The sequence below is a fragment of the Flavitalea plasmicola genome (genome assembly GCF_030546645.1).
Taxonomy (GTDB): Bacteria; Bacteroidota; Bacteroidia; order Chitinophagales; family Chitinophagaceae; genus Puia.
Map to the genome: position 1 here is coordinate 176,564 of NZ_JAUOTO010000007.1, position 15,666 is coordinate 192,229.

Genomic DNA, 15,666 nt, shown 5'->3' on the forward strand with positions numbered 1-15,666 from the left:
CTCTTGATTTATCTTATTAAATACTTTAGAAAGATCTGCCCGCCAGTGGCGGACAGATCTCAAAAATTTATTATTTCAGGCTGAACACCATCGGAGGTAATTCCCGGTTTCTTCCGTCCTTACCTACCACCGTGATCGCGTCAAAGAAAACGTTGGTGCCAGGAGAGGCGCGCTGCACGATGCCGGCGGCTTGTCCGGTCCAGCGGGGACCTTCATTGACGGCTTCCTGGTATTGAGGGATATTGCCGCCCAGCGCTGCCAGCTTGTAGCTGACAACTCTGAAGCCTGACTGGAACTCAGAACCTTCCAGCTTGGCCAGCAATCCACCGATGGCTTTGAACTCAGCGGAGGAAATGGCGCCACCCTTCTTGGAACCTACAAAACCCGTGGGGTTCGGCAGGTATTTCACCCGCATGGGGAATTCCGTTCTCTTTCCGTCAGCGTCGACAATGATCTTACCATCGCCGGGGCTGGTGGGCACTACATTGTAGTTATCGCCATCGGTATGTGTGATCTCACCATTGGTGAAGGATACATGCACTTTCTCGCGGCCTACGCTGCCACCGGAGATCCTTACGGGGTTGTCTTCCTTCACATACAGCACGTTCATCTTCTCCAGGAAAACAGAGGCGCCGGAAGGCTGGCCTACAGTATATTTTACATCTCTCTCGACAGTAGCAATGGTGCCATCGGGCTTAGCATAATCAATTTTTACTTTGACAGTACCGGTAGAGCTGACCTTTGTTTTCCAAAGGGCTGTACCGTCTGCAGTCAGGGGCTGCACAGAGCCATTGATAGTGATCTTCGGCTGGGCGGCGGCACTGAAAGCGCCGATACCGGCCTTGATCTCCAGGTCATCGCCTGGCATCAAATACGTAGCGTTGGGAGCTACAAGGGCGTCGAACTTGTCGAATACGATCTTCACTTCGCCGATGCGCTTGTGCAGCTCGTCGATCACATGGGCTTCAGAGTTCTTGATGTCACTCTGGAACTTGCTGAGGATCGTAAGGGCCGCAATGGTCGGCGTCATGTGGAAATAGTTGATCGTCCAGTCCTTGGGAATATTGCCGCTGGGCGTATTGTTGGATTCCGACTTGGGAATGCTTAGGTCAAGGGGCAGTTCCTTCTCAAAACGCGCCTTGGTCTGGCGGAGCTCTTCCTTCAGCTTCTCGTCCGTCAGTTCCGGATAGTTCGAAGGGTCCAGCAGGTTCAGCAGATTGGTCTTATATTCAGTAAGACCTTTGTACAGCTTGGGGCCTTCACCCTTTGTATCGAAGATACGGGTGGCGGCGTCCAGGTTACCTTCGGTAAATTCCTTTTTGCCATCCTTCATCTGGGGATTGGACTCCTCGATGAGCTGGTTCTTAAGGCCTTCGATATAGCTGGTGAGCTCACCGGAGATCTTTTGGGCTTTGAAAGCGCTGGGGGCCCACATTTTGGCTTTCTCAGCCGTCTGGGGGTCTTCGAGCTTTGCTTTGAATGAAGCGTAGGTGAGGTCATTCTTCTGACTAACCACCCCATTGGATTTTTCTATGCTCGTATTCACGGTCTTAAAAGCGTTCAATACCTCGACGGATACATTCAGTGCCAGCAGGGCTGTAAGCACCAAATACATCATATTGATCATCTTTTGCCGCGGTTCTTTAGGTAAAGACATGGGTCAGTAAATTATTTATTTTCCAAATTGTAGTTTTTCATAATGGTGCTCCGGACAAAACGGGCTGGTAGATATCATGATATTAGGACTGGCGGCCTTGCATTGCGCTCAGCATATTGCCATAAACATGGTTCAGATTACCCAGGTTCTTAGCGAGCAGGGCAATTTGTTCCTGTGTCTTCTTAGCGTCGGATACACTGCCTTGCATCGTCTCGGAGGCCTTCACCAGGTTGCCATAGAAGCTGTTCATCGCCTTCAAATGGTTGTTGGTATCCTGCAGTTCCAGCTCATAGATGGCATTCAGGCTGCCCAGGTTCTTGGTCAGCACCTGCACCTGTGTATGGAATTGCTTGGTGCCTTCAGCGGCAGCGTTGAAGCTGGAAATGGTATTGGTAGCATTCTGGTAAGCGCCTTTCATGCTATCCAGGGCCAGTGCGGCTTCTTTAGTCTTATTGGTATAATCGGTTGTCGCAGCAAGGGCGCCGGAGACATCGCTGATCTTTTCAACAGTCGTACCGAATTTCTTGAACCCATCGCTCAGGCGATTCAGGTTAGCCGGCGTAATATCGGCTTCCTGCAGCATTTTGTCCATCTTGTCCAGGGCAGGATTACCGCTGGTGCCACCGGCCAGTTTGGGCAGCGCTTCAACCAGGGCATGCATTTCACCTCCGGGAGGGGGTAAGAAAGCATATACGAGGAAGATCAAAGCCTCTGTCAACAAACCTGCAGTCAAAAAGAAGTCGGCCAGTTTCGTGTGCAGGATCTTTTGCAGGGCTCCGAAGATAACAACGGCTGCACCTACGCACACTATAATGTTTATCAGTCTTTCGGTAGATTTAGATACACCAGCGCTCATAGTTTAAATTTTTAAGTGTTTTTGAAAGGATTTTAGAAGGGTTATGGAAAAAAGAGTTCCTGTTGATTTCTAGGTTCTCAAAATCAAAACGTAATTTTTTTTAAAAAATTGTCAGGTCCTACCTGCGGTTGTTGGTCATTGTAGGCGGCAGATCGATCACACACCGGAACCCGATGTACGACTTGGCAGTATCCTGGTACTCATAAGTACGGGTACTGGTCTGCAGAAAATAACCTACATCCTTCCAACTGCCGCCACGTATCACCTTACGCTTCATACGGGGGGGGTCGGAATCTTTCGCATTCCAACGGATATCCGGGTTCATGTCGTGCTGGAAGTTGTAAGAACCTTCATAATAGAAGGAGGAGGTCCACTCAGCCACGTTGCCGGCCATGCAATACAGACCAAAGTCATTAGGCCAGTACGCATCGGCACGAACCGTATAGAACCCGCCATCTTCCGGGTAGTTACCACGGCCAGGTTTGAAGTTTGCCAGTAAGCAGCCTTTTTTATTTCTCAGGTAATAGTTACCCCAGGGAAACATCGATTGAGAACGTCCGCCGCGTGACGCATATTCCCACTCCGACTCGGTAGGCAGACGGAAATCCGATTCGGTAGCCATTTTCTTCCTTTCCAGGAAGGAATTCAGGTAGCGCGTCCTCCATTCGCAGAACACCGTCGCCTGCGTCCAGTTCACCCCTACCACAGGATAATTGCCGAAAGCAGGGTGGGAATAGTAGCGCTTGGTCATGGGCTCATTATACGAATAGCTGAAATCACGGATCCAGACCAGGGTATCCGGATAGATCTTAACGTCTTTTTTCCGGATATACTGACCACGGGGCTTGCCTTCATTTTGCTTCTGAGCGGCTTCCTTCAGGTCAAAGGTCTCTGAATGGTACACCAGCTTGTTGGGATCAATTTCTTTCTTGCCGAAGATACGGTTGTCGGGAACGACTACCATCTGATCGATCTTCTCGATCGTGGCCTTGTCGCCCCATTTGATGGTAGAAGCCTTCTTCCAGTCGATCTGGAAATGGCCGTCCACATCCTTACCATATTGCATCAGGGTTGCTGCAGTGGAGTCTCTTACCCAGTTGGTAAACTGGCGGTACTCATTGTTAGTGATCTCTGTGGCATCCATCCAGAAACCATTAATAGAGGTTTGCCTGTTCCTTGCAGTGTAAGCAAAGTTGACGTCTTCATCGCTCGGCCCCATGTGGAAGGTTCCGGGCGGGATATACACCATACCGGGGGGCTTCGAAAGATTATAGGCATTTGCAGGAGAAACGCCGTGCAACTGCCCGTCATCAGGGAGTCCCTTGTGGGACTTGCCTAACTTTCCGCATGCGGTCATCAGCATCAAAGCCGACAAGGCCGTCAAAGTGGATAGGTTTTTCATTTTCATAATATTAAAGGGTATTGGGCAAAAAAAATCTTTTGACAACATCTCGCTACAAGTTTAAAATTAATTTTTCGAAAGTCAAAGTTTTGATCCGGATTAAAAGTCCTTTGCCGCTTACCACTTTAAATCCCAATGGTTTACGCAAACATTACGACATTTTCAAAGGCCGGACAAAATCCTCGAATCGTCCATTCAAAACATGCTCTCAAAGGCCGGACGAAACCTTCTAAGCCAAGACGCTAGTTATATTAACGCAGGGCATGCCCGACTTATTGTACATTCAAGGGGCTAAACTTTTACACATTTTCGAGGAGACGGATGAACGCAGCAACTTCATTTACAGGTAGTTGACAGGTATAGTTTTTACATAGGAACATCAACGGAAAGTCTTCCACAGACTTATCCGACAATAAAGGGAATTGGGTATTGATAACGTTGGCAGATTGAAAGACCCGGTAGGGGATAAACTGCTGTAAAAGTGCTGACCGGGCCTCTTCCGGGTGCCTGCCGGTGAGAACGATCTCCGGGATTATATACGTAAGGGCCTGGTACAGGGTTGCCCAAATTCCAAAACTGCCGGGGTACTGTGTCACAGGCCTGTGAAGCCCCGCCGCCATCCGGACCGCCCGCTCCCGCCATGCCCCTTCATTAAAAATAATGCCCATATACGCCAGGTTAAATGCCATCAGCCCATTTCCGGAAGGCGTGGCCCCATCGTAAATCTCCTTTTTACGGACGATCAGGTCCTGCTGATCTTTGTGCGTAAAGAAGAAAAGGTCCGTATCCTCATCGGAGAAATGATGGAGGGTAAATTCCATAATCTCCTTAGCTTTAATAAGATAGCCGGCATCGCCCGTTATTTCCTGCAGCTGGAGCAGGGCTGCCATCAGCCCCGCATAATCGTCCAGGAAAGCGGGGAATTTGGCCTGTCCGGCTTTATATGAGTGATAAAAAAAATATAAGTCTTTGCCTTTCAAATGCCGGTAGATAAAATCCATGTTTTCTACGGCCCATTCCCTGTATTGCTCATCGCCCAAAGCGCCATAAGCCTTACAACAGGCAATATTCATCAGGGCATTCCAGCCCAAAAGTATCTTGTCATCCAGGGCCGGGCGAACGCGCTGCCCACGATGTGCCAGCAGGCGGATACGGGCGCTTTCGATCCGCGGATCATGGGACACCAGGTCGCCGGGCCGGATGAGGATATTCCTCCCTTCCCAGTTACCTTCCGCCGTCACGCCATAAAATTGATTGAAAACAGGAGCCTCTTCCCCCAGCACCGCATCGATCTCCGTCTTGTCCCAAACATAAAAACGCCCTTCTTCCCCTTCACTATCCGCGTCCAGCGCCGAATAAAATGCCCCCGCGCCATCCGACAATTCCCGGCGGACAAAATCCATGGTCTGCCGGATCGTATCCCTATACACCTCTTTATGGGTAAGCTGGTACGCCTCACTTAGCACGATGACCAGCAGAGCGTTGTCATAAAGCATCTTTTCAAAATGGGGGACCAGCCAATTTCCGTCCGTTGAATAACGGGCAAAGCCTCCTCCCAGCTGATCATATATTCCTCCCCGGATCATTTTCTCCAGGCTGAGACAAGCCTGCTCCAAAGCAGCAGCTTCCTTTGTAAAATAATAATAATGTAAAAGGAACTGGATGGAGAAGGTCTGGGGGAACTTTGGCGCCCTGCCAAAGCCGCCATCCTGCTTATCGGCCATGCCCATCAGGCTTTCATAGACCTGGCGAAGCGTATCCTTATGGAAGACTCCGCCGCCGGGAAGGGGAGCGCCCCCGCCCACGCCGAAAGATCCCGTTGTCGCCACATGATCGGTGAGCTGCTGCGCCTGCTGCTCTATCTCCTGCCTTTTCTCCCGGAATGAGTCCGTAATCGCCTTCAGGACGTCCCGCCAGGAAGGACGGTTGTAGATGGCCCGGGGAGGGAAATAAGTGCCCCCGTAAAAAGGCTTGCCCTCCGGCGTGAGAAATACATTCAAAGGCCAGCCGCCACTGCCGGTGATGGCCTGCACAGCCTCCATGTATATGTGGTCCAGGTCCGGACGTTCCTCCCGGTCGATCTTGATGTTGATGAAATGCCGGTTCATAAAGCCCGCTGTCTCTTCATCCTCGAAGCTTTCCCTTTCCATGACATGACACCAGTGACAAGCCGCATAGCCAATGCTTACCAGAATGGGCTTATTTTCCGTCCTGGCTTTCTGCAATGCCTCGTCTCCCCAGGGATACCAATCCACCGGGTTATGGGCATGCTGCAATAAATAAGGGCTGGTCTCCTGTGAGAGTCTGTTCATAATTCAGCTTCAAGCTGCAAGCGACAAGCTGCAAGCCTGGGACTTAAAGTTACAAGCTTCAGGCCAGAAATTAGCTGCAAGCGACAAGCTTCAAGCTACAAGCAAAAAAAACAGCTGCAAGCTTCAAGCTACAAGCTACAAGTAAAGAATGTTAGGTATTAGAAGAATCAAAAGCACTTAAAAGTCGAGCTTGCAGCTTGAAGCTAGCAGCTTGCGGCTTTATCAGATTCTCTTCCCCACCACAGCCAGGTATTTCTCCAGGGCCGAAACCATGGAAGGCGCCTGCGGCTGGGGAGCCTTGATATCGAGGGTGAGGCCGGCTTCTTCAACAGCTTTCGAAGTATTGCTGCCAAAAGCCCCGATCTTAGTGCCGTTTTGCTTGAATTTGGGATAATTATCGAAGAGACTTTTCACACCGCTGGGAGTGAAAAAACAAATAATGTCATATTCGCTTTGATCGAGGACGACCTTCACATCATTGCTGATGGTCCGGTACATGAACGGGGTGGCAAATCCGCAATTGTTATGCTTCAGCCAATTGATGATCTCGTTATCCTGCTGATTCTCCGAGCACGGATAAAGGAACTTCTCGTTCTCTTTATGTTTGTTGATGACGTCGAACATGCTTTTGTTCAATCCATCGGCGCCATAAAAAACTTTCCGCTTGCGATAGAGGATGAACTTCTGGAGATAGAGGGCCACAGCTTCCGTGATACAGAAATACTTGGTGTCCTGCGAAACGATCACCTTCATCTCTTCACAGATACGAAAGAAATGGTCGATAGCATTACGACTGGTGAAGATCACCGCCGTGTATTGCGCGATATCTACCTTTTGCTTCCGGAAATCCTTTGCAGGGATGGGTTCCAGGCGAATGAACGGATGGAAAGCCAGTTCCACGTCGTATTTCTTGGCAAGTTCGAAATACGGCGACTTGTCTGTCTCAGGTCTGGGTTGCGTGATTAAAATCCTTTGTTTATCCCCGTTTTTAATCATTTGTGTTTCCCCTATGGATTTGTAAAGTTACTACACTTTTTCCAAATAAGTCAATAACACCTTGTAAATCAACAGCAGGGGTGCTATTTCGAAGGCGCAAAGGTACAAAAAAAAGTAAAACGGAGTTAGTTTTATTTCGGTCCTTACGGGCCGGTAGGCCGCCACCACCCTATAGATCAGCAAGATAAAAACCATTGCTACTGAAATAGTTATAAAGACCTCCCGGGCTTCCAGGCCAGAAAAAGTGATCAGGATCAAGAAAGGGAGGAGGAAAATTCCCAGCATTTTATTCACCAGGAATACCACGAAGATATAAGTATCGGTAGCCCGTGAAATACCAAAGACCCAGCCGCTGAATTTCAGGATCAGGAATTTTCCCAGGTAAATGACGGCCAGCCCGGCGATGCAGTCCAGGTAGAGGACCCAGAAGTTAAGCCCACTGCCCAACCGGGAATAATACAGCAGGAAACAGGCATACAATCCGCCCGTGACGAAGAACAGGATATTCAGCAGCAGGGAAGGCAGGGGCGCCTGCAGCACCTGTTCCCTTATCTGCTGCTGCCGCAGCGATACACGGAAGAACAAGGTCATCAGGTTGGAAAAATATTTCTCGAAGAAGATCCGCACCAGGGCGAAATAGAACAGGATACCCACCAGCAGGTAGAAGAAGCTGTCCTTTGATTGGGGCCGGTGCGGCTGAAAAGGCTGCTGCACGGGCTTGCCCGGGAAATTAAAATATGTATTGATGTTCAGCACCTGCCTCCAGTAAACAAGCGCGTCAGGTCCTTTCTCCTTCACAGGCGCGGATGGCGCGGGTCCGCCTGCCGGCTGAGCCGCCAGCACCGTACTATCAGGCCGCATCTTCGCAATGACAGCCGTGGCCGAGTCGCGCCGGCCTGCCGTATCGCGTCGCAGACTATCCCTGCGCAGGCTGTCGCGGCGATGACGCCGCAGGGCCTTCGCAACAGAATCAGCCCTGATCGCGGAGTCGGATCGCACCACCGGACGATGCGCCGTGACATGCAAGCTGTCATGCACGGGCCGGGCCGGCGGCAAGGTCGTGTCGGTTTGAGCAAACAGGTTGCCAAAGAACAAAAGGCAGGGAACAAGGAGAGAAACTAGTTTATGCAGGTACATATTGGTCACGGTTACAAAAGTATCATTTGATTTTAAAAAAAGCTCACATATCCCAGATGTATCTTCGCGTCATGAAAATTGAGATGGGTATCTTCCCGCTTTCCCAGGGCGTAGGAGATATTGAAGATGCCGGCCTTTGTCTCAAAAGCCAGTCCCAGACCGAAGCCCAGGAAAGTACTATTGAGGTTGAAGCCGGTCACTGAATTTTTGGCCCAGCCGCCATCCATGAACGTGAACAAATAAGAGTTCAGGCCGATGAGATAGCGATATTCCAACGTCCCCACCGCATACTGCGAAGCCAGGATACTTTCTTCATCAAATCCTCTCAGCAGCTTGTACCCGCCGATCCTGAAAAGCTCGTTCCTGTAGGTAGTCGGGCTGTTATAAACGCCGCCATTGAATGCCAGTTTCAACGTGGAAGCGTGGGATAAAGAAAAATAATGGGCTGCGGCCCCTTTCAGCAACAGCTGATAAGAGCTGAGCTTCACCGTATCATACAAAGAGGCATAGGAAAAGTCCGGGTCAGCGGGGTCTTTCAGCTTTACGATCTGCGGGTTCTCCTTTATTTTCTTCGTCCCCACCGAACCAGTGAACTGGACCTCATTCCCTTTGCGGGGGTTAAACCGGTAGTCCGTATTGTTGAAATCATAGCTCAATCCAAGGCTGACGGCCCGGATATCCGCTTCGCTGGGCAAAGCGCGGGAAGCCAGCACCTGCACCGTGTCGACGTCCAGCAGGCTGGAGATCATATTCCGTATGAACACTGCCCCCGTCTGGGTGGCGGAGAAAGCATACTGCACGCCCAGCAACATATTGACATTGATGTAGGAGGAATCCTGTTTGAACAGATCGAAAGAAGCATTCATGCCGAAAGGGGAATGGAACAGGTAAGGCTGCTGGAACAAAAGGTTCAGCCGGGGCGAGCCGGCCTGCAACTGCTGCCAGTTGAGCCCGATGGTCTCCCCATTGCCCAGGGCGTTCTTCAGGTTCACCGTTGCCTCGCCGGTCACCAGGAGCTTGTTGCCCAGCACGGGATCGCTGCTGGGAAGAAAGCCCACCAGGGCGTTGATCTGGCTGCTTTTCTTAGGTTTGAGGTAAAGGTTGATAACGCTGCCCGTGCCCAGCATGGCCAGCGTCCAGGGCTGCTGCTCCTGCACATAAGGCAGCTCCAGGATCTTCCTGCTGATAGCCTCCAGCCGCTCTTTCCTATATACGCTGCCATTGGGAATATTCAGATAGCGTTGCATAAATTCATTGGAGATCTTGCCCGTACCATACACGCGGATGCTGTCTATATGGTATAAAGGCCCTTTCTCCACCTTTAATTTCGCTGATACTTCCCCGTTGGCGCCCATCGTGACGCTGTCCAGGCTGATCTTACCGAAAGGATAGCCGTTGTTCTCAAGATAGTTCAGGAGCTGCTGCTGCCGGGCCTGGTACTGCCTGAAATCCAGCAGCCGGTGAGAAAAAGACCGTTCATTCCACGCGACGCCGGACAGAAGGGTGGGATCGACCCCGCTGACATCGATCCGGGCCCATCGGTACGTCTCACCGACAAACAGACGGATGGTCGTGCCTGTAGTGTCTGCACCGACGCTGTCGACCGAAGCCGTCAGGTAGCCTTTGGCCTGGAGAAGAACGGGTAGGGTGAAAATATACTCCGTGCAGGCATCTTTGCTCTTGAAGGAGCTGAGAAGGCCCAGCTGCTTATGAATAAAGAGAGAATCCTTGTCAACAGACATGATATGCAGGGGATATTGCGTCCATCCCCTGGAAGTAATCAATAATACAGCCACAATAAGGGCATATCGGCTTATTTTTGTACTTCGCATTCGTCCGCTAAAATTAAGCAAACCGCATGGCAGGTATCTATCTTCATATTCCTTTTTGCAGGCAGGCCTGTCATTACTGTAATTTTCATTTTTCCACATCCCTGCATCGTAAAAACGATTTTGTCCTTGCTTTATTGAAAGAAATGGAAGCAAGGAAGGATTATCTTGCCGCAACGCAGGTGGACACCATCTATTTTGGGGGTGGAACGCCTTCCCTGCTTACGGATGAAGAGCTCCGCCTTATCCTCGACAGCCTGCACACGCTTTTCCCCGTGGCTCCCGGGGCGGAGATCACGCTGGAAGCCAACCCCGACGACATGGCGGCGCCCGGTAAGCTGGCCGGCTGGCGACAGTCCGGGATCAACCGGCTCAGCATCGGTATCCAATCCTTCTTCGAAGAGGATCTCCGGTGGATGAACAGGGTCCATAATGCTGGACAGGCGGCGGATGCCATCCGTAATGCCCAGGACGCAGGCCTGGATAATATCAGCATCGACCTGATCTATGGAACCCCCGGCCTCTCCGACCAGCGCTGGGAAAAGAATGTGACCCGGGCCCTGCAATTGAACATTCCCCACCTCTCCTGCTACGCCCTGACAGTAGAGCCGCGGACAGCCCTGGATACCATGATCCGGCAGCACAAAAAAGAAGATGTGGACCCGGATGTCCAGGCCCGCCAGTTCCTGTTGCTGATGGACCTCCTTTCAACAGCCGGCTACGAGCACTATGAGATCTCCAATTTCTCTCTTCCCGGACGGCGCAGCCGGCACAATACAGCTTATTGGCAGGGTAAGCCCTACCTCGGGCTGGGCCCTTCCGCCCATTCGTATGACGGCAGGGCCTCCCGCCAATGGAATGTCGCTAATAACGCGCTCTATATAGCCGATCCCACCGCCCGGATCGAAAAGGAAACGCTCACATCCACCCAGCAGCTGAATGAATATATCATGATCTCGCTGCGGACGATGGAAGGCTGTGACCTCGATCACGTCTCGCAAAGATTCGGAGACAACGAAGCCCATGCCCTGCGCCTTAAGATAGCGCCTTATGTCCGCGGGGGAAAAGCCATTGACGACGGACGCCGCCTTATATTGACAAAAGAAGGAAAATTACTGGCGGATGGGATCTCGGCGGACCTTTTCTTCTAACCATTCCACCCATAGGTGAAATATTCATTGTCGAAGGTGCCGTCATCGTACAGGTTCACCATCGCATATCCATTGTCTGTGCGAAAATGCTTGCCATTCCACCAATTACCGCTGACAGCCCCATTGCTTATATAAGTTACGCCATTGTAGCTCACCTGCTCGTTAAGATGAATATGGCCGCTGAGACACAGACGGACATTGGGATGCCGGTCGAAGAGCCCAATGATGCGGGCCGCATCCGTATGCATATTACCCCCTCCCAGTATGTACCCGGCTTCATCCTTCACCTGCTTGTCTACAGCCAGCACGGCGGCCGACAGGATAGGCGCGTGGGAGATGACCATCACTGGCCGCTCGCCCGGCGTTGCAGCAAGATCGCTTTCCAGCCAGGCAAACTGCTCGTCGTCCAGCCTGATCGTATACCAGCCTCCATCCAGCTTGGGATGGATACTGTCCAGTACGATAAAATGCCACTCTGCTTTGTCAAAGCTGCGGTACGGCTTGTCCAGGCGCATCTTGTCCAATGCAAATTTCTTTCCGTATAATGGATCGCTTTTCTCTCCCAACCCCCAGCAATCATGGTTACCGATGCAGTATTCGATGGGTAGCGAGTTCTCTTTTTTCCAGACCTCATGCCAAAGTTTCCATTGCACTTCCACCCTTTCCTTCGTCGCCCCCAATGAGTCGAAAACAGCATCCCCTCCGCTGAAGATAAATGCAGGCGCTTCTTTCTGCGACTGCAGATGATGCAGGCAGGCAGCAAGCCCCTCCGCAGCCCTGAGTTCAGGCTCAACATGCACATCTGTCAGATGCGCAAACCTTAGAACTTTTTTCTTCGAAGCCCCGGCGGCTGTAGCAGGCGATGCAGCCAGCACCCTAAGGCCAGGTAAAGAGCCAAGCAGCCCCAGCAGCCCGGCTTGCTTTAATAATTCACGACGATTCATAGATGGAATATTAGCGTAAAGCTAAAATGACACCGGGAAGTTCCTGTATTAATAAATTATGAACTCCCCCTGCGATATCCCCCCATGGATTGTCGTATTTGCCCCTTCGGATCGTCCTGATCCCACCCCCCGGTTCCCATGAAAGGGCCGGACCTTTATACAGTATAAAAACAAACGCACTATGGAAAAAGAATTTAAGATCACCATCGACGCCCCCAGGGAAAAAGTATGGAATGCGCTTTGGAAAAATGAGAGCTATCAACAATGGACGGCGCCTTTTGCCGCCGGCTCCAGGGCGGAGACGGACTGGAAAAAAGGAAGCAAGGTCCTGTTCCTCGATGGAAAGAATTCAGGCATGGTATCCACGATCGTTGACAATAAGCCCAATGAATTCATGTCCATCAGGCACCTGGGCATTATTAATAATGGGGTGGAAGACCTGGACAGCGCGGAAAGCAGGCAATGGGCAGGCGCGCTGGAGAATTATACGCTCCGGACAGTGAATGGGAAGACTGAGCTCATCGTAGATATGGAAGGCAATATCCCCGAAGCGTTCGTGGACTACTTCGTACAGACCTGGCCAAAAGCTTTGGAGAAACTGAAAGAGATAGCAGAGAGGAACTAATGACCTACTTCCGGTGGAACCTATCCTTCACATAATGGATGCCCTGCACCGCGGTGAGGATGAGTACCATTCCCAGAATGGCCATGGCTCCGAATCCCTGAAATGAAAGAGGCATATGGCTGAATTTTGTGCACCGGTTATGGTTTATTCCGAAAATTAACCCATCCCCGGTGCACGGCTAATGATGGGAACTTCGGCGGAGCTGCTTCGACACGCTCCTTCTCGTTCGTAACCTTACGGTTACAGCCAGTGGACCTGTGGTCCACTTTTGTCAGATGGGGCTCCCTGGGTTCCAGGGATCCCGTCCTCCATTGTTAGACAAGGTACGGCTCAATTTGTTTAAATCCATCCCCGGCTTTAACATTTTCCCACAAGATGCGGTAAATAGTGGCTGCGATGGGCATCTCTGCCTTTATCTCTTTATTGATCAGATACATACACTTACTTGCATTGTACCCTTCCGCCACCATGTTCAGCTCCAGCTGAGCAGCCTTGACAGAATATCCCTTCCCGATCATATTCCCAAATGTCCTGTTCCGGCTGAACAGGGAGTAACAGGTCACCAGCAGATCGCCCAGGTACACGGAAGCGGCATAATTCGCGCTCCTCCGGTGAGAAATGGGGTCTTCCTCTGTGTGAATGCCCACTTCAATGTGTCGGATACCTACTTTCAGCAGAAAGCTGGCCATTTCATCCGCGCAGTTGGCTATCAATACGCTGAGGAAATTATCCCCATATTCCAGCCCATGAGCGATGCCCGCTCCCAGCGCGTAAATATTCTTCAGGATCGCGGCAAACTGTACGCCATATATATCATTGTTAATGACAGTATTAAGGTAATCCGTCGCAAAATAAGACGCGATCTCGCCCGTAGAGGTTTCATCCTGACCGGAAAAAGTCAGGTAAGACAGCTTTTCGGCAGCCACTTCCTCGGCATGACAAGGTCCCATGACGGTGTAATAATCGGCAAGGTCCGTATGGAACTCCCGGGCGAGATAATCGTTGAGCAGCAGGTTCTGCTCTGGCAAGATCCCTTTCACGGCAGAAATAACCTTCTTCCCCTGGAAAATGGTTCTGTCAAGGCCCTGCAATGTCCCTGCCACATAAGCAGACGGAACCGCGATCACCAGGGTGTCGGCCGCCTGGATGACTTCCCGCACATCTTCGCTCATCGTCAGCAGCCCCGTGTCGAAATAGACGGAAGGAAGATACTGCGGGTTGTGATGCCGGGATTGTATATGCTGTATGATGCTCTGGTGTCGTATCCACCAGTTAATGGGAGTCCCGTTGTCGGTGAGGATTTTGGCTAACGCCGTAGCCCAACTGCCACTGCCTATCACTCCAAAGCGCATGCTGCCTTCTTTTTAGTTCTTGCCTTCGAACAATTTTTCTTTTGGTACCACTTTCACCTTCATTCCGCTCTTCAATGTCTTGTTGACGATGCTGTAAGGGCCCGTGATCACCTGGTCGCCTTCCTTCAGACCATCCACGACCTCAATGTAATTAATATCCTGTATATCCGTCCTAACCTTGACTTTTTTCACCGTGTCGCCGGTTTGCAGCACAAAGGCCACCACATCCAGGTCATTCATGGAAGGAGCGGTAGTCTTGCTGGCATCGGGACCTTTGTCGTCCGTCTTCTTATCCTCCGCCTGCGTGCTTTTATCTGTTCCCTTTTCGCGGGTGGACACGGCATTGATGGGCACCGACAGCACACTGACGTGCGTCCTGGTCTGGATATCCGCGCTGGTGCTCATCCCGGGACGGAAAGGGAAAGATTTAGGCCGGTGGGGATCGATGAGGTCCTGGTAAGAGTCCGGCGAAAGACGAATGTGCACCTTATAGTTGGTGACGTCATTGGTGGACACGGTGGTAGTAGCGCCGGAGGCGGTGGTCACGCTGCTGGCTATTTGCGTAACGATACCTTTGAACTTGCGGGTGCTGTACGCATCCACTTCCAGGAGGGCAGAGTCCCCGAGGTGCACCTTGGGAATATCGTTCTCGCCTACATCTACAATGGCTTCGATCCTGCTCATATCCGCTACCCGCATCATCTCGGTGCCCGCCATCATGGAGTTGCCCACCACCCTTTCGCCTTTCTTGATGCTCAGCAGGGAAACCACGCCGTCGATGGGAGACACCACAGTCGTGCGGCTCAGGTTCTTGGCCGCAATAGAGAGGTTGGCACGGGCACTGGCGACGCCGGCGACATTCCCTCTGGCCGTCTGCAAAGCCGCCATATAGTTCGCTTCGGCCGTTCTGTAGGCGCTTTCCGCGGCCTCGTATTCGGACTGGGAGATCACTTTCTGATCCAGCAGCTGCTTTTGCCTGTCTAATGTCCTTTGGGTCGTCTCCATGGCCGTCTTCAGACCTGGCAGGGTAGCCGATACATTGGAGACCAGGGCCTGCTGCTGGTTCATCTGCGCCGCGGCCTGGTCACGCTGGGTAGTATAGATATCCGCATAGATCCTGGCCAGCTCCTGCCCTTTCTTGACACTGTCTCCTTCCTGCACCACGTTGAGCTCCACCACCTCTCCCGAAATATCGGGACTGATCTTCACTTCCTTTTCCGGGTAGATCTTGCCGCTGGCCGTAACGATCTCCGTGATATTGCGGCGCGCAACTTTTTCGGCCGAAACTTTTGTTCCCTCGTCCTTGCCTATCACACCTGCCTTCTTCAGCCCCACCAGTCCGATGACCAGTATCACGATTCCGAGGATTATCCAGAGTGCTTTCTTGTTCATAGATCAACAGGTT

Annotated in this window: 12 protein-coding genes; 2 read left to right on the forward strand and 10 right to left on the reverse strand. The window is 51.5% G+C overall.

The genetic code is table 11. The features are described from left to right. Positions 1–70: 70 nt before the first annotated feature. The 7 genes from porM to Q4E93_RS25950 all read right to left on the reverse strand — a co-directional run bounded on the left by porM (position 71) and on the right by Q4E93_RS25950 (position 10,192). The gene (gene porM, locus Q4E93_RS25920; protein ID WP_303590313.1) at positions 71–1,657 is read right to left on the reverse strand and encodes a type IX secretion system motor protein PorM/GldM; all 1,587 of its coding nucleotides are present in this window, start codon (positions 1,655–1,657) and stop codon (positions 71–73) included. An 82-nt stretch (positions 1,658–1,739) separates the two neighbouring features. Next, on the reverse strand, positions 1,740–2,513 hold the full coding sequence (gene porL, locus Q4E93_RS25925) for a type IX secretion system motor protein PorL/GldL (protein WP_303590315.1): 774 nt from the start codon (positions 2,511–2,513) through the stop codon (positions 1,740–1,742). Positions 2,514–2,631: 118 nt separating this feature from the next. After that, complete coding sequence (gene porK / locus Q4E93_RS25930; protein ID WP_303590317.1) at positions 2,632–3,915, reverse strand: T9SS ring complex lipoprotein PorK/GldK; 1,284 nt, start codon at positions 3,913–3,915, stop codon at positions 2,632–2,634. Between the two features lie 299 nt (positions 3,916–4,214). Beyond that, positions 4,215–6,227 (reverse strand): thioredoxin domain-containing protein, encoded by a 2,013-nt coding sequence (locus Q4E93_RS25935; RefSeq protein WP_303590319.1) that lies wholly within the window; start codon positions 6,225–6,227, stop codon positions 4,215–4,217. 222 nt (positions 6,228–6,449) lie between these two features. Continuing rightward, positions 6,450–7,127 carry a uroporphyrinogen-III synthase gene (locus Q4E93_RS25940; protein ID WP_303590320.1) on the reverse strand — a complete coding sequence of 226 codons (678 nt, stop codon included), beginning with the start codon at positions 7,125–7,127 and terminating at the stop codon, positions 6,450–6,452. Between the two features lie 126 nt (positions 7,128–7,253). Then, positions 7,254–8,360 carry a DUF4271 domain-containing protein gene (locus Q4E93_RS25945; RefSeq protein ID WP_303590323.1) on the reverse strand — a complete coding sequence of 369 codons (1,107 nt, stop codon included), beginning with the start codon at positions 8,358–8,360 and terminating at the stop codon, positions 7,254–7,256. A 32-nt stretch (positions 8,361–8,392) separates the two neighbouring features. After that, positions 8,393–10,192, reverse strand: coding sequence for a BamA/TamA family outer membrane protein (locus tag Q4E93_RS25950; protein WP_303590325.1), 1,800 nt, complete (start codon positions 10,190–10,192; stop codon positions 8,393–8,395). A gap of 26 nt (positions 10,193–10,218) precedes the next feature. Here Q4E93_RS25950 and hemW point away from each other — a divergent pair, with 26 nt between their 5' ends. Further along, positions 10,219–11,340, forward strand: a complete 1,122-nt coding sequence (hemW, locus tag Q4E93_RS25955) for a radical SAM family heme chaperone HemW (protein WP_303590327.1) — start codon at positions 10,219–10,221, stop codon at positions 11,338–11,340. Here hemW and Q4E93_RS25960 read toward each other — a convergent pair. Further along, on the reverse strand, positions 11,337–12,284 hold the full coding sequence (locus tag Q4E93_RS25960) for a metallophosphoesterase family protein (RefSeq protein WP_303590328.1): 948 nt from the start codon (positions 12,282–12,284) through the stop codon (positions 11,337–11,339). The two genes, hemW and Q4E93_RS25960, sit on opposite strands and share 4 nt — an antisense overlap. Before the next feature lie 181 nt (positions 12,285–12,465). On the opposite strand from Q4E93_RS25960, the gene Q4E93_RS25965 reads away from it, so the two are divergent. Beyond that, on the forward strand, positions 12,466–12,909 hold the full coding sequence (locus tag Q4E93_RS25965) for an SRPBCC family protein (protein ID WP_303590329.1): 444 nt from the start codon (positions 12,466–12,468) through the stop codon (positions 12,907–12,909). Between the two features lie 314 nt (positions 12,910–13,223). On the opposite strand, the gene Q4E93_RS25970 is transcribed toward Q4E93_RS25965, so the two are convergent. Further along, entirely contained in the window at positions 13,224–14,261 is a 1,038-nt protein-coding gene (locus Q4E93_RS25970; protein WP_303590331.1) for an NAD(P)H-dependent glycerol-3-phosphate dehydrogenase, read from the reverse strand. A 12-nt stretch (positions 14,262–14,273) separates the two neighbouring features. Continuing rightward, a complete protein-coding gene (locus Q4E93_RS25975) occupies positions 14,274–15,653 on the reverse strand; it encodes an efflux RND transporter periplasmic adaptor subunit (RefSeq protein WP_303590332.1) in 1,380 nt (459 codons plus the stop codon). Positions 15,654–15,666: the final 13 nt, after the last annotated feature.